Source organism: Streptomyces sp. NPDC042201, assembly GCF_055582185.1.
Genome location: NZ_JBVJDS010000004.1, coordinates 120,701 through 143,245, shown reverse-complemented (window position 1 = coordinate 143,245; position 22,545 = coordinate 120,701). Strand labels below are relative to the sequence as shown.

2 protein-coding genes (1 of these 2 running past the window's edge) are annotated in these 22,545 nt (G+C 73.0%); both read left to right on the top strand.

All coding sequences use genetic code 11. The annotated features are described in order from the left end of the window. Positions 1–26: 26 nt before the first annotated feature. On the top strand, positions 27–9,620 hold the full coding sequence (locus tag ACZ6MZ_RS11305) for a type I polyketide synthase (RefSeq protein WP_469351230.1): 9,594 nt from the start codon (positions 27–29) through the stop codon (positions 9,618–9,620). A 19-nt stretch (positions 9,621–9,639) separates the two neighbouring features. After that, positions 9,640–22,545: the beginning of an SDR family NAD(P)-dependent oxidoreductase gene (locus ACZ6MZ_RS11300; protein ID WP_469351228.1), read on the top strand. 19,773 nt of this gene lie beyond the right edge of the window; 12,906 of the gene's 32,679 nt are visible here — the first part of the coding sequence; it begins with the start codon at positions 9,640–9,642; the stop codon falls past the right edge of the window.

Here is a 22,545-nt window from a genome sequence, read left to right as displayed (position 1 = left end):
CGCGACCCGATGATGAGGACGGACCGGTGCCAGAAGACCAGCAGGACAAAGTCGTCGACTACTTGAGGCGGGTCACCTCAGATCTCCGCCGCGCGCGTCAGCGCATCGGCGAACTGGAACTCAAGAACAACGAGCCCATCGCCCTTGTGGGAATGAGCTGCCGCCTCCCCGGCGGCGTCCGCTCCCCGGAGGCCCTGTGGGATCTCGTCGATTCCGGTGGCGACGCCATCTCCGGATTCCCGGCGGACCGCGGCTGGAATCTGGACCGGCTCACCGGCGACGGAGAGGGCAGCAGCGCGACCCACGAGGGCGGATTTCTCTACGAGGCGGCGGAATTCGACGCCGGATTCTTCGGTATCTCCCCGCGCGAGGCCCTCGCGATGGACCCCCAGCAGCGGCTGCTGCTCGAAGTGTCGTGGGAAGCCCTGGAACGGTCCGGGATCGCCCCGACCTCGCTGCGCGGCAGCCAGGCCGGTGTCTTCGTCGGCGCCTACCACTGGGGACAGCCGTCGGCCGGAACGGCCGGTGAGCTCCAGGGGCACGCGCTGACCGGAACCGCGGCCAGTGTGCTGTCGGGCCGGCTCGCCTACACCCTCGGGCTCGAAGGCCCCGCCATCACGGTCGACACGGCCTGCTCCTCCTCGCTGGTCGCGCTGCACGTGGCGGCGCAGTCGCTGCGCAACGGCGAGTCCTCGCTCGCCGTCATCGGCGGCGTCACGGTGCTGTCGGAGCCCTCGGTCTTCGTGGAGTTCAGCAAGCAGGGCGGGCTGGCGCCCGACGGCCGCTGCAAGGCGTTCTCCGACGACGCGAACGGTACGGGCTGGGGCGAAGGCGTCGGCGTACTCGTCGCGGAGCGCCTCTCGGACGCCCGGCGCAACGGGCACCAGGTCCTCGCCGTACTGCGCGGCTCCGCCGTCAACCAGGACGGCGCGTCCAACGGGCTCACCGCGCCCAACGGTCCCTCGCAGGAGCGGGTGGTCCGCCAGGTCCTCGCGCAGGCGGGTCTGTCGACGGCGGATGTGGACGCGGTGGAGGCGCACGGCACCGGCACCAGGCTCGGTGACCCGATCGAGGCGCAGGCGCTGCTGGCGACGTACGGCCAGGACCGGGATCCGGAGCGCCCGCTGTGGCTGGGCTCGCTCAAGTCCAACATCGGTCACACGCAGGCGGCCGCCGGGGTCGCCGGGGTCATCAAGATGGTGATGGCGCTGCGCAACGGGGTGCTGCCGCGGACCTTGCACGCGCAGTCCCCGTCGTCACAGGTGGACTGGTCGTCCGGCGCGGTGCGGCTGCTGTCGGAGGCCGTGGAGTGGCCGGAGACGGGAAGGCCGCGCCGGTGCGCGGTGTCGTCGTTCGGCATCAGTGGAACGAACGCCCACGCGCTGCTCGAAGAGGCGCCGGCCGCCGAGGAGGCCGAGCCGCAGACGGAGCCGGTGCCCGTCGCGGGCGGCGTGGTGCCGTGGGTGGTGTCAGGTCGCGGCCGGTCGGCGGTACGGGACCAGGCGACGGCTCTCGTCTCCTGGGCGGAGACCGGTGTGGCGACCGATGCCGGGACCGGTCAGCAGCCGCGGCCGGCCGATGTGGGCTTCTCGCTGGTCTCGTCGCGGTCGGTGTTCGACCACCGCGCCGTGCTGGTCGGCGAGGACCACGACGAACTCCTGGCCGGAGCCCGCGCGCTGGGCGCCGCCGAGTCCTGGGCCGGTCTGGTCGACGGTGTGGCCGATGTGGAGGGGAAGACGGTGTTCGTCTTCCCGGGTCAGGGTTCGCAGTGGGTGGGGATGGGGGCTCGTCTGCTGGACGAGTCGCCGGTCTTCGCCGAGCGGATCGGTGAATGCGCGGCGGCGCTGAGTGAGTTCACCGACTGGTCGTTGGTGGATGTGCTGCGTGGCGCGGAGGGCGCCCCGTCGCTGGAGCGGGTGGACGTGGTCCAGCCCGCGTCCTTCTCGGTGATGGTGTCGTTGGCCGCGCTGTGGCGTTCGCGCGGTGTCGAGCCGGACGCCGTGGTGGGGCACTCGCAGGGCGAGATCGCGGCCGCGGTGGCCTCGGGCGCGCTGTCGTTGGAGGACGGCGCGCGGGTGGTGGCGCTGCGCAGCCAGGCGATCGGCCGGCGGCTGGCGGGGCATGGCGGGATGATGTCGCTCCCGCTGCCCGTGGCCGAGGTGGAGAGCCGGCTGGAGGCGTGGTCGGGCCGGGTGTCCGTCGCGGCGGTCAACGGCCCGCGCTCGGTTGTCGTCTCGGGTGAGCCGGAGGCCCTGGACGAGCTGTTCGCGGAGCTGACGGCCGAGGAGGTGCGGGTCCGCCGGATCGCGGTGGACTATGCCTCGCACTCCGCCCAGGTCGAGGACCTGCGCGACGAACTCCTGCGTGAGCTGGGGCCGGTGCGTCCGCGCGTCTCCGAGGTGCCGTTCTTCTCGACGGTCACCGGTGACTGGCTGGACACCGAGCAGATGGACGCCGGGTACTGGTTCCGTAATCTGCGGCAGCGGGTCAGGTTCGCCGACGCGGTCCTCGACCTCCTGGGCAGCGGGCACCGTGCCTTCGTGGAGGTCAGTTCTCATCCGGTGCTGACGATGTCGGTGCAGGACATGATCGACGATGCGGGCGAACCCGCTGTCGCGACAGGGACATTGCGCCGGGACACGGGTGGTCTGTCGCGGTTCCTGCTCTCGGCCGCCGAGGTCTTCGTCCGTGGCGTCGATGTCGACTGGGCGGGCGTTTTCGCGGGCACGGACGCCCGACGGGTGGACCTGCCCACCTACGCCTTCCAGCACGAGCGTTTCTGGAACATCCCCGACGTGCTCGACCAGGTCGCCGCGGTCGATCCCCTGGACGCGGCGTTCTGGTCGGCGGTGGAGCAGGAGGATCTCTCCGCGCTGTCCTCGACGCTGCGTACGGACGAGGGCTCGGTGGCCGCCGTGCTGCCGGCGCTCTCCTCGTGGCGCAGGTCGCGGCAGGACCGGTCGACCGTTGATTCCTGGCGCTATCGCGTCTCCTGGTCCCCGGCCGGCAATGTTCCGCAGGCTTCCGTGTCCGGGACCTGGCTGGTGGTGTCCACCGAGGGGATCGACGACGCGGATGTCGTCGACGCACTGAGCGGATCGGGCGCCGAGGTACGGCGTCTGGTGCTGGACGAGTCGTGTGTGGACCGTACGGTTCTGGCGGAGCGGCTGGCCGGGAGCGGCGAGGTCGCCGGAATCGTGTCCGTGCTCGCCCGGGCCGAGAAGCCGGGCGAGCGGTACCCCGGCCTGTCCCTCGGGCTCGCGCTGACGGTGTCCCTGGTGCAGGCCCTGGGCGACGCCGGAATCGGCGCCCCGCTGTGGTTCCTCACCCAGGGTGCGGTCTCCACGGGCCGTTCCGACGAGGTCACGTCCCCCGCGCAGGCTCAGGTGGCCGGGGTGGGCTGGACGACGGCGCTGGAGCATCCGCAGCGCTGGGGCGGGGTCATCGATCTGCCGCCGGTGCTGGACCAGCGGGCCGGTCAGCGTCTGGTGTCCGCCCTGGCGGGCGCGCTGGGCGAGGAGGACCAGCTCGCCATCCGGTCCTCCGGTGTGCTGACCCGTCGTATCGTCCGCGCCGGCGCCGGCCGGAAGGCCTCGTCCCGGGACTGGAAGCCGCGCGGCACCACGCTCGTCACCGGCGGCTCGGGCACCCTCGCCCCCGGCCTCGCCCGCTGGCTGGCGGCGCACGGCGCCGAGCATCTGGTGCTGGTGAGCCGGCGGGGCATCGAGGCCCCCGGTGCTCCGGAACTCGTCGCCGAACTGGGCGAGCTGGGCACCGAAGCGACCATCGCCGCCTGCGACGTCACCGACCGCGACGCGGTGGCCGCGCTCCTGACGAACCTCAAGAACGACGGCCGCACGGTCCGTACGGTCATCCACACGGCCGCCGTCATCGAGCTGTACTCGCTGGCCGAGACCAGCATGGAGTCCTTCTCCGACGTCGTGCACGCGAAGGTCGCCGGCGCCCGGCACCTGGACGAGCTGCTGGACGACGAGGAACTGGACGACTTCATCCTCTACTCGTCCACGGCCGGCATGTGGGGCAGTGGCGCGCACGCCGCGTATGTGGCGGGCAACGCCTACCTCGCCGCGCTCGCCACCCAGCGCCGGGCCCGTGGCCTGCGCACCACCTCGCTGCACTGGGGCAAGTGGCCCGACGACATCGAGCGCGAGCTCGCCGACCCGCACCAGATCCGCCGCAGCGGTCTCCAGTACCTGGACCCGCAGCTGGCGCTGAGCGGGCTGAAGCGGGTCCTGGACGACGACGAGACCGTCATCGGGGTGACGGACGTCGACTGGGACACGTACTACCCCGTCTTCACCTCCGGCCGCCCCACACGCCTCTTCGACGAGGTGCCCGAGGTACGACGGCAGCTGGCGGAGAGCGCCGAACAGGGCGGCGCAGGGCCGGAGATGAGCGATCTCGCGGCGCGGCTGCACGAGCTGACCGCCCCCGAGCAGGAACGCCTGCTGCTGAATCTCGTCCGTACGGAGGCGGCCGCCGTCCTGGGCCACGCCTCCGCCGAGGCGTTCCCCGAGCGGCGCGCCTTCCGGGACATCGGCTTCGACTCGGTCACCGCGGTGGACCTGCGCAACCGCCTCGTGTCGGCCACCGGTCTGAAGCTGCCGTCGACCATGGTCTTCGACTACCCGAGCCCCGCCGTGCTGGCCGGCTTCCTGCGGTCCCAGGCCGTGGGTGACGCGCAGGCGTCGCCGGCGGCGACCGCGTCCGCCGGTACCGACGCCGACGACGAGCCGATCGCCATCATCGGCATGAGCTGCCGCTACCCCGGCGGCGCCGGCTCCCCCGAAGAGCTGATGCGAATCGCCCTCGACGGCGCCGATGTCATCTCGGAGTTCCCGGCCGACCGTGGCTGGGACGCCCAGGGGCTCTACGACCCTGACCCGGACCGGCAGGGCAGGACCTACTCCGTCCAGGGCGGATTCCTGCACGAGGCGGCCGAGTTCGACCCCGGGTTCTTCGGCATCTCGCCGCGTGAAGCGGTGTCCATGGACCCGCAGCAGCGCCTGCTGCTGGAAACGTCCTGGGAAGCCTTCGAGCGTGCCGGAATCGAGCTGGACTCGCTGCGCGGCAGCACCGCCGGTACGTTCATCGGCGCCAGCTACCAGGACTACTCATCGAGCGTGCAGAACGGAGCCGAGGGCTCCGAGGTGCACATGGTCACCGGCACGGCGGCCAGCGTGCTGTCGGGCCGGGTGTCCTACCTCTTCGGCTTCGAGGGCCCCGCCGTCACCGTCGACACCGCCTGCTCGTCCTCGCTGGTCGCGATGCATCTGGCGTGCCAGTCGCTGCGCAGCGGCGAGAGCTCTCTCGCGCTGGCCGGCGGCGCGGCCGTGATGGCCACCCCGCACGCCTTCGTGGGCTTCAGCCGGCAGCGGGCGCTCGCGCTCGACGGCCGCTGCAAGCCGTTCTCCGAAGCCGCCGACGGGATGACGCTGGCGGAAGGCGTCGGCGTCGTCCTGATGGAGCGCCTCTCGGACGCGCGGCGCAACGGGCACCGCGTGCTCGCGGTGGTACGCGGCTCGGCGATCAACCAGGACGGCGCGTCCAACGGACTCACCGCGCCCAACGGCCCCTCGCAGCAGCGGGTGATCCGCCAGGCGCTGGCCAACGCCGGTCTGTCGACGGCGGATGTGGACGCGGTGGAGGCGCACGGCACCGGCACCAAACTCGGCGACCCGATCGAGGCGCAGGCACTGCTGGCGACGTACGGCCAGGACCGGGATCCGGAGCGCCCGCTCTGGCTGGGCTCGCTCAAGTCCAACATCGGTCACACACAGGCGGCCGCCGGGGTCGCCGGGGTCATCAAAATGGTGATGTCCATGCGTGACGGTGTCCTTCCCAGGACACTGCACGCGGGCACTCCGTCGTCGCACGTCGACTGGACCGCGGGCGCGGTGGAGCTGCTGCACGAGCAGACCGCGTGGCCGGACGCCGGCCGCCCGAGGCGGGCCGGAGTCTCGTCCTTCGGGATCAGCGGCACCAACGCGCACCTCATCTTGGAACAGGCCCCCGCGGCCGAAGAGCCGGCCGATCAGCCTGCCGAGGAGACGCCGGACGAGCCCGGACAGGACGCGGCACACGAAGGCGTGCTGCCCTGGCTGATCTCGGCGAAGTCCGACGGAGCGCTGCGTGAGCAGGCGGCCCGGCTGCTCGCCCACGCCGACGCCGACCCTCTCCTGTCGCCCGCGCGGGTGGGCTGGTCGCTGGCGGCCGGCCGGTCCACCTTCGCCCACCGCGCCGTGGTGCTCGGCGAGAGCAGGGACGACTTCCTGCGCTCCCTGGACGCGCTGGTCACCGAGCGGAGCGCCGCGGGCGTGGTGCGCGGGGTGGCGGACGAGGACGCGGCCGGCGGCCCGGTGTTCGTCTTCCCCGGCCAGGGATCCCAGTGGTGGGGGATGGGCCGCGACCTGCTCGCGAGCTCCGACGTGTTCCGGGAGACCGTGGACGCGTGCGCCGAGGCGCTGGCCCCGTACATCGACTGGTCGCTGCACGACGTGCTGGCCGGTGAAGGAGACCCGGCCCTGCTCGAACGGGTGGACGTGGTCCAGCCCGCGCTGTTCTCGATGATGGTGGCGCTGTCCGCGCTCTGGCGCTCCTACGGCGTCGAGCCCGCGGCGGTGGTCGGCCACTCGCAGGGCGAGATCGCCGCGGCGTACGTGGCCGGCGCGCTGACCCTGGAGGACGCCGCGGCCGTCGTCGCACTGCGCAGCCAGGCCCTGCCCCGTCTTTCCGGCCTGGGCGGCATGATGTCGGTGGCCGCGCCGGTCGAGCGGGTGACGGCCCTGCTGGCACCCTGGAGTGAACTCCTCTCGGTGGCGGCGGTCAACGGACCCTCCTCGGTCGTCGTGTCCGGCGACGCCCGGGCCCTGGACGAACTGCTCGCCGCGTGCGAACAGCAGAACGTCCGCGCCCGCAAGGTCTCGGTGGACTACGCCTCGCACGGGGCGCACGTCGAAGCGGTACGCGACGAGCTGTCGCGGGTGCTCGCCACCGTCCGCTCCACCTCTCCCCGGGTGCCCTTCTACTCGACGGTGACCGGCGGCCGGCTGGAGACAGCCGCGTTCGACGGCGACTACTGGTACACCAACCTGCGGCAGACGGTACGGATGGAGGAGGCGACCCGGGCGCTGCTGGCCGACGGGCACCGGGTCTTCATCGAGGCCAGCCCGCATCCCGTACTGGCCGGGCCCATCCAGGAGACCCAGGAGACAGTGGCGGAAGCCGCCGGATCCGCGGTGGTCCTGGGGTCGCTGCGCCGGGACGAGGGCGACACCGGGCGCTTCCTGGCCTCCCTCGCCGAGGCGCATGTGCACGGGACACCGGTCGACTGGCGCACGGCGTACCCGGCCGGCGGTCTCACCCCGGTGGAGCTGCCGACGTACGCCTTCCAGCGCCGGCGCTACTGGCCGGAGCAGAAGCCCGTCGAGAACGGCGGCGCGACCGGCACCGACGCGGACGCGGCGTTCTGGCGGCTCGTCGAGAACGAGGACCTGGAGTCCCTCGCCGACGAACTGGGCGTCGGAGCCAACGGTGAGCGTTCCTCGCTCGGCGCCGTACTGCCCACGCTCTCGGCCTGGCGCGCCAAGTCGCGGGAGCGCTCACTCGTCAACGAGTGGCGCTACCGCGTCGACTGGACCCGGCTGAGCGAGCCGGCCGCCGGCCCTGCCGAGGGCCGCTGGCTCGCGGTGGTCGCGGCAGGCGGGACCGACGACCCGTGGGTCTCCACCGCGCTCGCCGCGCTCGGCCGGGACACGGTCCTGTTCGAAGCCGGGACCGAGGGCGCCGACCGCACCGTCTGGGCCCAGCGGCTCACTGAACTGGCCGCCGACGGAGGCGAGTTCGCGGGCGTGCTGTCGCTGCTGGCCCCCGTCGAGGAAAGGCATCCGGACTTCGGCTCGGTGCCCGGCGGGCTGGCCCTGACGCTCACCCTCGTCCAGGCACTGGGCGACGCCGGGCTCGGCGCACCGCTGTGGTGCGCCACCCGCGGCGCCGTCTCCGTCGGCCGGGACGACCGGCTGACCAGCCCGGTGCAGGGCGCGCTGTGGGGCCTCGGCCGCGTGGTCGCGCTGGAGCACCCGGACCGCTGGGGCGGTCTCGTCGACCTCCCCGGGACGGTGGACGCGCGGGCCGCGGCCCGGCTGACCGCCGTGCTGGCCGGCCTCGACGGTGAGGATCAGGTCGCCATCCGACCCTCGGGTGTCTACGGACGCCGCATGGTGCACGCCGCGCCCGCGGTCGCCACCCCCGGACGCCGCTGGCAGGGCCGCGGTACGGCACTGATCACCGGCGGCACCGGCGGTATCGGTGGCCGGGTCGCCCGCTGGATGGCCGAACGCGGCGCCGAACACCTGGTGCTGACCAGCCGCCGCGGCGAGGACGCGCCCGGCGCGGCCGGACTGCGCGCGGAACTGGAGGAACTGGGCGCCCGGGTCACCATCGCGGCCTGCGACGCCGCCGACCGCGCGGCGCTGGCCGGCGTACTCGCGGCGATCCCCGCCGATTCCCCGCTGACCTCCGTGTTCCACTCCGCGGGGGTCGCGGACGGCGACGACACCGTGCGGTCACTGACGCTCGGACAGCTCGACGCGCTCATGCGGTCGAAGCTGACCGCCGCCCTGCATCTGCACGAACTGACCCGCGACCTGGACCTGGACGCGTTCGTCCTGTTCTCCTCGGGCGCGGCCATCTGGGGCAGCGGCGGCCAGCCCGGATACGCGGCGGCCAACGCGTTCCTCGACGCGCTGGCCGAGTACCGCAGGGCCGAGGGCCTCACCGCCTCGTCCGTCTCTTGGGGCACCTGGGCCGAGGTCGGCATGGCCACGGTCTTCGAGGTCCATGAGCGGCTGCGGCGCCAGGGCGTACGGGCGATGGAACCGGCGCCGGCCCTCGCCGCCCTCCAGCGGATGCTGGAGGACGACGACACGGCGCTCACGGTGGCGTCGATGGACTGGGACGTGTTCACCCCCAGCTTCACCGCGACCAGGCCCAGCCCCCTGCTGGCCGGGATCCCGGAGGCCGGCCAGGCGCTGGCCACCGAGAACGGCCTCCCCACCGGCGACACCGACGCCGACGTACCGCCGCTGCGGCGGCGGCTCGACGCACTGCCGACCGCGGAGCGCGCCCGCGCCCTGCTCGAAGCGGTACGCGCCGACGCGGCGGCGACACTCGGCCACGACGTGGCCGACGCCATCCCGGCGACCCGGGCCTTCCGCGACGTCGGGTTCGACTCCGTGACGGCGGTCGAGCTGCGAAACCGGCTGCGGACCGGCCTCGGCCTGCCCCTGCCGGCGGCGCTGGTCTTCGACCACCCGACCCCGGCCGCACTCGCGCAGCATCTCGCCCCGCTCCTCTTCGGGGCCGTACCCGCGCAGGACGCGGACCGGGCGAACGACCCGGAAGCGCGCATGCGCGACGTCCTCGCATCCGTCCCGATCAGCCGACTCCGCAAAGCGGGCCTGCTGGACATGGTGTTGAAACTCGCCACCGCCGACGACGCCGAGGCCTCAGGCCCGGCGGCCGACGGCGGGAGCGACTCGCTCGACGACATGGACGCGGAAAGCCTGCTGCGGCTCGCCACCGAGAACTCGGCGAACTGAAAGAGATCTGGAGAGAACGATGAGCACGTCCCCCAATAAGTATGTCGAGGCGCTGCGGTCGTCCCTGAAGGAGATCGAGCGGCTCCGTCAGCAGAATCAGCAGCTGGTGGCGGCTGCGGAGGAGCCCATCGCCGTCGTCGGAATCGGCTGCCGCTACCCGGGCGGGGTGACCTCCCCCGAGGCCCTGTGGGAGCTGGTCGCCGAGGGCCGCGACGTCATGGCCGGCTTCCCCGCCGACCGTGGCTGGGACCTGGACCGCCTCGCGGGGGACGGCCCCGGCCGCAGCCTGGCCAGGGAGGGCGGGTTCCTCTACGACATGGCGGAGTTCGACCCCGGGTTCTTCGGGATCTCCCCCCGTGAGGCCGTCGCCATGGACCCCCAGCAGCGGCTGCTGCTCCAGGTGTCCTGGGAGGCGCTGGAGCGGGCCGGGATCGACCCGGCCACGCTGCGCGGCAGCCGGGCTGGCGTGTTCGTCGGCACCGCCGGGCAGGACTACGGCTCGGTGGTCAAGGCGTCCGACGAGGACATGGAGCTCTATGCCACGACCGGGCACGCCGCCAGCGTCATCTCGGGCCGTCTCTCCTACACACTCGGCGCCGAGGGGCCGGCCGTCACGGTCGACACGGCCTGCTCCTCCTCGCTGGTCGCGCTGCACTGGGCGGCGCAGTCCCTGCGCAACGGCGAGTGCACGATGGCCCTGGCCGGCGGGGCGTCCGTGATGGCCACGCCGGGCCCCTTCGTCTCCTTCACCGCGCAGAACGGGATGGCCGCCGACGGCCGGTGCAAGTCGTTCTCCGACGACGCCGACGGCACCGGCTGGGGCGAGGGCGCCGCCGTCCTCGTACTGGAGCGGCTCTCCGACGCGCAGCGGGCGGGACGCCCGGTCCTGGCCGTACTGCGCGGCAGCGCGATCAACCAGGACGGCGCGTCCAACGGTCTGTCGGCCCCCCACGGCCCCTCGCAGCGGCGGGTCATCCGCGCCGCGCTGGAGAACGCCCGGCTGGCGCCCGGCGACGTGGACATCGTCGAGGCGCACGGTACGGGTACGACGCTCGGCGACCCGATCGAGGCACAGGCGCTGCTGGCCACCTACGGCCAGGACCGCGAGCGCCCGCTGCGGCTGGGCTCCGTCAAGTCGAACATCGGACACACGCAGGCGGCCTCGGGCGCCGCGGGCGTCATCAAGATGATCATGGCGATGCGGCACGGGCTGATGCCGCGCAGCCTGCACGCGGCCGAGCCGTCCGCCGACGTCGACTGGACCACCGGCTCGGTGGAGCTGCTGAACGAGCCCGTCGAGTGGCCGGAGACCGGACGGGCCCGGCGGGCCGCGGTCTCCTCCTTCGGAGTCAGCGGCACCAACGCGCACGTGATCCTTGAGCAGGCGCCGCCGGCGGCCGCGAAAGCCGCCACCGAGGACGCCGTCGCCGAGGACGCCGTGGAACCGGGCGTCATCCCCTGGGCCATCGCCGGCAGGACCGCGGCGGCGCTGGAGGCCCAGCGCGCACGACTGCTCTCGTTCATCGAGCGGAACCCGGGCATCCGGCCGGCCGATGTGGGCTTCTCCCTCGCCGTGGGCCGCTCGGTCTTCGAACACCGGGCCGTCCTGCTCGCCGGGGGCGCCGACGCCACGGAGGTCGCCCAGGGCGTCGCCGGCGAAGGCCCGCTCGCCGTACTGTTCTCGGGCCAGGGCTCCCAGCGGCTCGGCATGGGCCGTGAACTCCACGCGCGCTTCCCGGTGTTCGCCGAGGCGTTCGACGCGGTCGCCGACGCACTCGACACGCACTGCGACCGTCCGCTGCGGGACATCGTCTGGGGAACCGACCCCACGGAACTGGGCGAGACCCGCTGGACCCAACCGGCGCTCTTCGCGATCGAGGTGGCGCTGTACCGCCTCGTCGCGTCGCTCGGCGTCACCCCCGACTTCGTCGGCGGCCACTCCATCGGTGAGATCGCCGCCGCCCATGTGGCCGGCGTGTTCTCACTGGAGGACGCCTGCCGCCTCGTGACGGCCCGCGCCTCGCTGATGCAGGCCCTGCCGCGCGACGGCGCCATGGTCGCCGTACGGGCGACCGAGGACGAGGTCGCACCGCTGCTCACCGACCGGGTGTCCATCGCCGCGGTCAACGGGCCCGAGTCCGTGGTGATCGCGGGCGACGAGAGCGCCGTACTGGACATCGCCGCGCACTTCGAGACACAGAAGCGCAAGACCAGCAGGCTGCGCGTCTCGCACGCCTTCCACTCACCGCTCATGCAGCCGATGCTGGAGGAGTTCCGCGCCGTCGCGGAGGGCCTCACGTACCAGGAACCCCGGATCCCGGTGGTGTCGAACGTGACCGGCCGCATCGCCGCGGTCGAGGAGCTGTGCTCCGCCGACTACTGGGTCAGGCACGTACGGGAGGCCGTACGGTTCGCCGACGGCGTCCGCACCCTCACCGGACGAGGCGTCACCACCCTGCTGGAACTGGGCCCGGACGGGGTGCTCTCCGCCATGGCCCAGGACTCGCTGCCGGACGGGGCGGCGATCGTGCCGCTGCTGCGCAAGGACCGCCCCGAGGAGCTCGCCGCGGTCACCGCCCTCGCGCAGGTGCACGTCCGCGGCGCCACCGTGCGGTGGGCCGGGCTCTACGCCGGATCCGGCGCCCGGCAGGTGGACCTGCCGACCTACCCCTTCCAGAACCAGCGCTACTGGCCGGCCGTCTCCCTCAACAAGGCCGGCGACATGCGCGCGGCGGGCCTCGGCTCCGCCGGGCACCCCCTGCTGGGCGCGGCCGTCGAACTGGCCGACGGCGAGGGCGCCCTGTTCACCAGCAGGCTGTCGGTGCAGTCCCACCCCTGGCTCGCCGACCACGGAGTGCGGGGCCGGGCCCTGCTGCCGGGAACGGCCTTCGTCGAGCTGGCCATCCGCGCCGGTGACGAGGTCGACTGCGACCGGGTCGAGGAGCTGACCCTCGCCGCGCCCCTGGCATTCCCCGAGCACGGCGCCGTACAGCTCCAGGTCCGCGTCGGCGCCGCCGACGTCGCGGGACGCCGCCCGCTGGGCATCTACTCGCGGGCCGAGGGCGTCGTGGACCTCCCCTGGTCGCAGCACGCCACCGGTGTACTGGCCCCGGGCACACCGGGCGCGGACCCCGCGGACCCCGGCTTCGACGCCACGGTGTGGCCGCCGCCCGGCGCGGAACCCGTCGACCTGGACGGCTGCTACGAGCGCCTCGCCGGACTCGGCTTCGACTACGGCCCGGTCTTCCAGGGCCTGCGCGCCGCGTGGCGGCGCGGTGACGAGGTGTTCGCCGAGGTCACCCTGCCGGACGGCGCCGACTCCGAGGCGAGCGCCTTCGGTCTGCACCCGGCGCTGCTCGACGCCGCCCAGCACGCGGCCGCCTACACCGATCTCGGCGCCATCAGCCGGGGCGGCCTGCCGTTCGCCTGGGAGGGTGTGTCGCTGACCGCCTCCGGGGCATCCGCGGTGCGCGCCCGGCTGTCCCCGGCGGGCGAGGACACGGTGTCGATCGCGGTGTACGACGCGGCAGGCGGCCCGGTCCTCTCCGTGGACTCCCTGGTCTCCCGCTCGATGCCCGCCGAGCGGCTGCACGACACCGGCGCGGTACACCGGGACTCGCTGTTCCGCGTGGAGTGGACCAAGGCCAAGGGCTCCACGCCGGCCGGCCCCGGCCCGGTGGCCGTGGTGGGCGCGGACACGCTCGGCGTGGCCGCCGCCCTGCACACCGCCGGCGCGCCCGTCACGGTCCACCCCGACCTGGCGTCGCTCGCGGCGGCGGACGGCCCGGTGCCCGGCGTGGTCATGATCGCCGCGGTCGGTGAGCCCGACGGCCCCGGCGACGGCGTCGTGGCGTCGACGCACGCCCTCGGTGCCCTCGTCCTCGGACACGTACAGCAGTGGCTGGACGAGGACCGGTTCGCCGACGCCCGCCTGGTGTTCGTGACCCGGGGCGCGGTGGACGGCGACGACCTCGCCGCCGCCTCGGTCCACGGACTCGTACGGACGGCGCGCACCGAGAACCCAGGACGCTTCGGCCTCCTGGACCTGGACCCCGGCACGGCCTCACTCCCCCCGGAGGCCGTGCCGGCTGTACTCACCTCGGCCGCCGTGACGGACGAGCCGGACCTCGCGGTACGGGGCGGCGAACTGCTCGCCGCCCGCCTGGCGCGCGTCCCGGTCCCCGACGGGCCGGCCGGCTGGGACGCCGAGGGCACCGTACTGATCACCGGAGGCACGGGTGGCCTGGGCGGTGTGCTGGCCCGGCACCTGGTCGCCGAGCGGGGCGTACGGCACCTGCTGCTCGTCAGCCGCCGCGGCCTCGCCGCCGAAGGAGCAGGACAGCTCGTCGCCGAACTGACCAAGCAGGGCGCCGAGGTGACGGTCGCCCCCTGTGACGTGACCGACCGGGCCGCCCTCGCGGAGCTGCTCACGACCGTTCCGGCCGAGCACCCCCTGACCGCCGTCGTCCACACCGCCGGGGTGGTCGACGACGGCGTGGTCGGCTCACAGACCCCCGAGCGGCTGGCCGGTGTGCTGCGGCCGAAGGTCGACGCGGCGTGGAACCTGCACGAGCTCACCCGCGGACTCGACCTCGCCGCCTTCGTGGTGTTCTCCTCCGTCGCCGCCACCCTCGGCAGCCCCGGACAGGCCAACTACGCGGCCGGAAACGCCTTCCTGGACGCGCTCGCCACCCACCGGCGGAACACCGGACTGCCCGGCCTGGCCCTCGCCTGGGGCCCGTGGACCCAGAGCGTCGGCATGACCAGGACGCTCACCGACATCGACGTGGAACGCATCGCACGCTCCGGCATGCCGCCGCTCTCCGTCGAGCAGGGCGTGGCGCTGTTCGACGCCGCCCTCGCCACCGGCGCCGCCGCCGTGGCACCCGTACGCCTCGACCTGCCGGTCCTGCGCGCCCAGGGCGACATACCGGCGCTGCTGCGCGGCCTCATCCGGGCCCCGGCCCGGCGCGCCGCCGCCCAGGTCTCCGAGACGGCCGGCGGCCTCGCCCAGCGCCTCGCCGGACTGAACGGCGCCGAGCGCCGCGAGATCCTCCTCGATCTCGTACGCGGCCAGGTCGCGCAGGTACTGGGACACGCCGACGCGGCGGAGGTCGAAGCGGCCCGCCAGTTCCAGGACCTCGGCTTCGACTCCCTGACGGCGGTCGAACTGCGCAACGGCCTGAACACCGTCACCGGCCTGCGGCTGCCCGCGACCATGGTCTTCGACTACCCGACGCCGAGCGCGCTCGCCGACCATCTGCGCGACGAACTCCTCGGCGGCGAGGCGGAAGCACCGGCCGTACCGGTCCGCGCCCTGCCCCCGGTCACCGACGACCCCATCGCGATCGTCGGCATGGCCTGCCGCTACCCCGGCGGAGTGACCTCACCGGAAGACCTGTGGCGGCTGGTCACCGAGGGCACCGACGCGATCTCCGGGTTCCCTGCCAACCGTGGCTGGGACATCGACGGACTCTACGACCCGGACCCCGACCGCCCCGGCAGGACCCATGTCCGCGAAGGCGGATTCCTGCACACGGCGGGCGACTTCGACCCGGACTTCTTCGGGATGAGCCCCCGTGAGGCGATGGCCACGGACTCGCAGCAGCGCCTGCTGCTCGAACTCTCCTGGGAGGCCGTCGAGCGCGCCGGCATCGACCCGGTGTCGCTGCGCGACAGCCAGACCGGCGTCTTCGCCGGCGTGATGTACAACGACTACGGCCCGCTGCTCACGGGCGAGGAGTACGAGGCCTTCCGCGGCAACGGCAGCGCACCGAGCGTCGCCTCCGGCCGGGTCTCCTACACCCTCGGTCTCGAAGGCCCCGCCGTCACCGTGGACACCGCCTGCTCCTCCTCCCTGGTCGGCATGCACCTCGCCGCACAGGCGCTGCGCGCCGGCGAATGCTCGCTGGCACTGGCCGGCGGTGTGACCGTGATGTCCACGCCCAGCACGTTCGTCGAGTTCTCCCGGGCGCGGGGTCTGGCCCCCGACGGCCGGTCCAAGGCGTTCTCCGAGTCGGCCGACGGGGTCGCCTGGTCGGAGGGCGTCGGCATGCTGGTGCTGGAGCGCCTCTCGGACGCGCGGCGCAACGGCCACCAGGTGCTCGCGCTGCTGCGCGGCAGCGCGATCAACCAGGACGGTGCGTCGAACGGTCTGACCGCGCCGAACGGTCCCTCGCAGCAGCGGGTGATCCGGCAGGCGCTGGCGAGTGGCGGTCTTTCGGCGGACGACGTCGATGTGGTGGAGGCGCATGGTACGGGCACGACGCTCGGTGACCCGATCGAGGCGCAGGCGCTGCTGGCGACGTACGGCCGGGACCGTGATCCGGAGCGGCCGCTGCTGCTCGGCTCGGTGAAGTCCAACATCGGTCATACGCAGGCCGCCGCCGGTGTAGCGGGTGTGATCAAGATGGTGATGGCGATGCGGCACGGAGTGCTGCCGCGCACGCTGCACGTGACCGAGCCGTCGACGCATGTCGACTGGACCGCGGGCGCGGTGGAGCTGCTGAGCGAGCAGACCGCCTGGCCGGAGGCCGGACACGCGCGACGCGCCGGTGTGTCGTCGTTCGGTATCAGCGGTACGAACGCGCACGTCATCCTGGAGCAGGCGCCCACGGTGATCCAGGGAACGGTGCTGGACGGCGCCGCCGCCACTCCGGTGGCGGAGCCGGGGGTGGTGCCGTGGGTGCTCTCGGGCAGGACGCCGGAGGCGCTGGCCGCTCAAGCGGCGCGGCTGCTTTCCGCTGTCGAGTCGGAGGCCGGGCAGCGGCCGGTTGATGTCGGATTCTCGCTGGCTACGGGCCGGTCGGTGTTCGACCACCGCGCGGTGGTGCTGGCGGGCGATCCCGCGGACACGGTCCGTGCGCTGGCGGCGCTGGCGGCCGGCGGGGCGGACGCCTCGGCGCTATCGGGCTCGGTCGCCGGTGGTAAGCGCGCGTTCCTGTTCTCGGGCCAGGGTTCGCAGCGGCTGGGGATGGGCCGGGAGTTGTACGACAGGTTCCCTGTGTTCGCCGAGGCGCTGGATGCCGTACTGGCCCAGCTGGACGGGGAGTTGGACCGTCCGCTGCGTGAGGTGATCTGGGGCGAGGACGCGGACCTGCTGAACGAGACGGGCTTCACTCAGCCCGCGCTGTTCGCCATTGAGGTGGCGTTGTTCCGGCTGGTGGAGTCGTGGGGTGTGACCCCGGACTTCGTGGCGGGTCATTCGATCGGTGAGATCGCCGCGGCTCATGTGGCGGGGGTGTTCTCGCTGGAGGACGCGTCGCGTCTGGTCGTGGCGCGGGCGAAGTTGATGCAGGCGTTGCCGTCCGGTGGTGCGATGGTGGCGGTGCGGGCGACGGAGGATGAGGTTCTTCCGTTGCTGTCCGCCGGTGTGTCGATCGCGGCGGTCAACGGTCCGTCGTCCGTGGTGATTTCGGGCGACGAGGACGTGGTCCTCGCGGTCGCGGCCCGGCTTCAGGAGCAGGGCCGTAAGACGAGCAGGCTCCGGGTCTCGCACGCGTTCCACTCCCCGCTGATGGACCCGATGCTGGAGGAGTTCCGCGCGGTGGCGGAGGGCCTGGTCTTCCAGGCGCCGCGTATGCCCGTGGTCTCGAACCTGACCGGCGGTCTGGCCTCGGACGGGGAGCTGTGCTCGGCGGAGTACTGGGTGCGCCATGTCCGGGAGGCCGTCAGGTTCGCGGACGGTGTACGGACGCTGGGCGATCAGGGTGTGACCACGTTCCTGGAGCTGGGCCCGGACGGTGTGCTCTCCGCCATGGCCCAGGAATCGGTGCCGGACGACGCCGTGACCGTACCCCTGCTCCGTAAGGACCGGCCGGAAGAACTGGCCGCCGTCACCGCGCTGGCGCGGCTCCATGTGCGAGGTGTGTCGACCGAATGGGCCGCCGTGTTCGCGGGGACGGGCGCGGCGCGGGTGGACATACCGACGTACGCCTTCCAGCACCAGTGGTTCTGGCCGGCGGGGCCGCAGTCCGGCGCGGGTGACGTACGCGCGGCGGGGCTGGGCTCCGCCGGACATCCGCTGCTGGGCGCGGCGGTCGAACTGGCAGAGGGCGAAGGAGTGCTGTTCACCGGCCGGCTCTCCGTCCAGTCGCATCCGTGGCTCGCCGACCACGCGGTCCTCGACCGGATCCTGCTGCCAGGAACGGCCCTGCTGGAACTGGCCTTCCGCGCCGGTGACGAGGTCGGCTGCGACCGCGTCGAAGAGCTGACGCTCGCCGCGCCGCTCACGCTGCCGGAGCACGGTGCGGTCCGGGTCCAGGTGCGCGTCGGGGTCGCGGACGACACCGGCCGGCGCTCCGTCGCGGTGCACTCCCGGATCGACGGCGCCGACGAGCGGTCGTGGACGCAGCACGCGATGGGCGTACTGACGGTGGCCGGCCAGGTGCCGGCCGACGGATTCGACGCCACGGTGTGGCCGCCGACCGGCGCCGAGCCCCTGGACGTCGAGGGGTGCTACGAGCGCTTCGCCGAGCTCGGGTTCGGCTACGGCCCCGTGTTCCAGGGACTGCGGGCCGCCTGGCGGCGCGACGGCGAGATCTTCGCCGAGGTGAGCCTCCCGGAGAGCGCGGAAGCCGACGCGGCCGCGTTCGGCCTCCATCCCGCACTGCTCGACTCCGCTCTGCACGCCTCGCTCCTCGCCGGTGACGGCGAGGAGGGCAACGGCGGTCTGCCGTTCTCGTGGGAAGGCGTCTCGCTGTACGCGACGGGCGCCAGTGCCCTGCGGGTCCGGATCGCCCCGGCCGCCGGCCGGGACGCGGTGTCGATCGCGGTCGCCGACACGTCCGGTGCCTCGGTCGCGTCGGTCGACTCGCTGCTCGTACGAGCCGTGTCGAGCGAGCAGCTGAGCGAGGACGCCGCGCTGGCCCGGGACGCGCTGTTCGGACTGGACTGGGTTCCCGTGCCGTCCGGTTCCGCCGTGCCCGAGTCTCTCGCCCTGGTGGGGCCGGATCCGCTCGGGCTCGCCGGCGGGGTGGCCGAGTCCGGCGCCCGTGTCGAGACGTTCACCGATCTGGCGGCGCTGGCAGCGGGGGAGTCCCCGGTGCCCGGCGTCGTCCTGATCGGCGTGTCCGGTGTGAACGGCACGGACGGTGCCGGGGTGGCGGAGTCCGCCCACACGCTGACCGCCGACGTACTGGCGTCGCTCCAGGCGTGGCTGGCCGAGGACCGGTTCGCCGGTTCGCGGCTGGTGTTCGTGACGCGGGGCGCCGTGGCGGCCGGTGACGAGGATGTCTCCGATGTCGCCGCCGCCTCGGTGTGGGGTCTGGTCCGGTCCGCGCAGACCGAGAACCCCGGCTGCTTCGGCCTGGTGGACCTTGGCTTCGCGGACGACGCCGTCGCGCGGCTCGCGACGTCACTCGGCGCGGACGAACCGCAGGTGGTGATCCGCGACGGCGGAATCCAGGCAGGCCGGCTCGCGCGGCTGGACTCCGGTACGGGGCTGGTGCCGCCGGCCGGGGTGCCGTGGCGCTTGGACAGTAAGACGAAGGGCAGCCTGGACGGGCTGACCCTGGCGCCGTTCCCCGAGGTCCTTGAGCCGCTGACCGGCAGCGATGTACGGATCGACGTGCGCGCGGCCGGGGTGAACTTCCGCGACGTCCTCAAGGCGCTGGACATGTACCCCGGTGACGCCGGGCGGATGGGGCGCGAGGTCTCGGGTGTGGTGACCGGGACCGGACCCGATGTGACCGGGCTGCGGCCCGGCGACCGGGTCACCGGTCTGGTGTCCGGTGGCTTCGGCTCGCAGGTGGTGGGCGACGCACGGCTCCTCACCCGGATGCCCGAGGGCTGGTCGTGGGAGACGGCGGCTTCGATGCCGCTGGTGTTCCTGACGGCGTACTACGCCCTGGTGGACCTCGGTGGGCTTCAGCGCGGTGAGAAGGTGCTGATTCATGCCGGCGCGGGTGGTGTGGGGATGGCGGCGATCCAGGTGGCCAATCATCTGGGCGCCGAGGTGTTCGCGACCGCGAGTGAGGGCAAGCATGACGTTCTGCGGTCGTTGGGTGTGGCGGACGATCACATCGCTTCGTCGCGTACGACAGATTTCGAGGCGGCTTTTGCCGGAGTCACGGAGGGCCAGGGTGTCGATGTCGTACTGAACTCGCTGGCCGGTGAGTTCGTGGACGCGTCGCTGCGGCTGGTCGCGCCCGGCGGCCGCTTCCTGGAAATGGGCAAAACCGACATCCGCGATGAGGCGGACCTGCCGGAGGGCATGGACTACCAGTCCTTCGACCTCGGGTGGGTGGAGCCCGAGGGTATCCAGCGGATGCTGGTCGCGTTGATGGAGCTGTTCGACCGAGGTGTGCTGGAGGCGCTGCCGGTCCGCTCGTGGGATGTGCGGCAGGCCCGGGACGCGTTCCGGTTCATGAGCATGGCCAAGCATGTGGGCAAGATCGTGCTGAGCATGCCGCGAGTGTGGGATGCCGACGGGACGGTTCTGATCACCGGCGGTACCGGCGGTCTCGGCGGTGTGCTGGCGCGCCATCTGGTCGCCGAGCGCGGTGTACGGCACCTGCTGCTGACCAGCCGTCGCGGCATCGAAGCTCCGGGCGCGGCCGAGCTGGTCGCCGAGCTGACGGAGCAGGGCGCCGACGTATCGGTCGAGGCATGTGATGTGGCGGACCGCGTGGCGCTGGCAGGACTGCTGGGAGCGGTGCCGTCCGAGCATCCGCTGACCGCCGTGGTGCACACGGCGGGCGTGCTGGATGACGGCATCATCGGCTCGCTGACCCCCGAGCGGCTCGACACGGTCCTGCGGCCGAAGGCCGACGCGGCCTGGAACCTGCATGAACTGACCCGGGGCCTCGATCTGGCCGCGTTCGTGGTGTTCTCCTCGGTCTCCGGCCTGATCGGTGGCGCGGGACAGGGCAACTACGCGGCGGGCAACACCTTCCTGGACGCGCTCGCCGCGCACCGGCAGGCCGAGGGCCTGCCGGGCGTCTCCCTCGCCTGGGGCGCCTGGAACCAGGGCGCCGGCATGACCAGCGGTCTCGGTGAGGCCGATCTCCGCCGGGCGGCCGAGGCGGGAATGCCTCTCCTCTCGGTCGAACAGGGCGTGGCCCTGTTCGACGCCGCGCTGGCCACCGGCCGGGCCGCGGTGGCGCCGGTGCGACTGGACGTGGCGACGCTGCGTACGCGGGGCGCCGTCCCGCCGCTGCTGCGGGGTCTGGTCCGTACGGGCTCCCGGCGCACCGCGGTCGCCGGAGCGGGAACGAGCGCGGACGCCGGTCTGGCGGAGCGCCTGAGCCGGCTGGAGCGCGCCGAACGGCGTGAGACGCTGGCGAATCTGGTACGCGGCCAGGCGGCCATGGTGCTCGGCCACGCGAGTGGTGACGGGGTCGACCCGGCACGGGCCTTCCGTGATCTGGGCTTCGACTCGCTGACGGCGGTGGAGCTGCGGAACCGGCTGAACACCGCGACCGGGCTGCGGCTGCCGGCCACGATGGTCTTCGACTACCCGACGGTCGGGGCGCTGGCGGACCATCTGCTCGAAGAGCTCCTCGGCCCGGACGCGGCCGCGGCCGCGGTGCCGGAACTCTCGCGGGCTCTGCTCGACGACGACCCGGTCGTGGTCGTGGGCATGAGCTGCCGCTTCCCCGGCGGCATCGGTTCGCCGGAGGACCTGTGGCGGCTGGTCACCGAAGGCGCCGATGTCGTCACGGACTTCCCGGTCAACCGTGGCTGGGACGTGGACGCGCTGTTCAACCCCGACCCGGACCACATGGGGACGTCCTACACCCGCTCGGGTGGATTCCTGCACGACGCCGGCGAGTTCGACCCCGACTTCTTCGGGATGAGCCCGCGCGAGGCGATGGCCACGGACTCCCAGCAGCGACTGCTGCTGGAGACGTCCTGGGAGGCCATCGAGCGGGCCGGTATCGACCCGGTGTCGCTGCGCGACAGCCAGACCGGTGTCTTCGCCGGTGTGATGTACGGCGGCTACAACACCACACTCAGTGGCAAGGAGTTTGAAGGCTTCCAGGGCCAGGGCAGCGCGCTGAGCGTGGCCTCGGGTCGCGTCTCGTACACCTTCGGGTTCGAGGGCCCCGCCGTCACGGTGGACACCGCCTGCTCGTCGTCCCTGGTCGCGATGCACCTCGCCGCGCAGGCGCTACGCGGCGGTGAATGCTCACTGGCGCTGGCCGGCGGTGTCACCGTCATGTCGATCCCCGACACCTTCGTGGAGTTCTCGCGGCAGCGGGGCCTGGCCCCCGACGGCCGGTCCAAGCCGTTCTCCGAGTCGGCCGACGGCGTCGGCTGGTCCGAGGGCATCGGCATGCTCCTCCTGGAGCGCCAGTCGGACGCCCTGCGCAACGGCCACGAGATCCTCGCGGTGCTGCGCGGCTCCGCGGTGAACCAGGACGGCGCGTCGAACGGTCTGACGGCGCCGAACGGTCCCTCGCAGCAGCGGGTGATCCGGCAGGCCCTGGCCAGCGGCGGACTCTCGCCCGCCGATGTGGACGCGGTGGAGGCGCACGGTACGGGCACCACGCTGGGTGACCCGATCGAGGCGCAGGCACTGCTCGCCACCTACGGCAGGGACCGCGAACAGCCGCTGCTCCTGGGGTCGGTGAAGTCGAACCTCGGCCACACCCAGGCGGCCGCGGGCGCCGCGGGTGTGATCAAAATGATCATGGCGATGCGGCACGGAGTGCTGCCGCGGACGCTGCATGTGACCGAGCCGTCGTCGCACGTGGACTGGTCGGCGGGCGCGGTGGAACTGTTGCGGGAGAACACCGCCTGGCCGCAGAGCGACCGTGCGCGGCGCGCGGGTGTCTCGTCGTTCGGTATCAGTGGTACGAACGCGCACGTCATCCTGGAGCAGCCGGCCACGGTGATCCAGGGGACGGTGGTCAACACCGCTGAAGCTCCGGCGGTGGAGCCCGGCGTGGTGCCGTGGGTGCTGTCCGGCAAGACGCCGGAG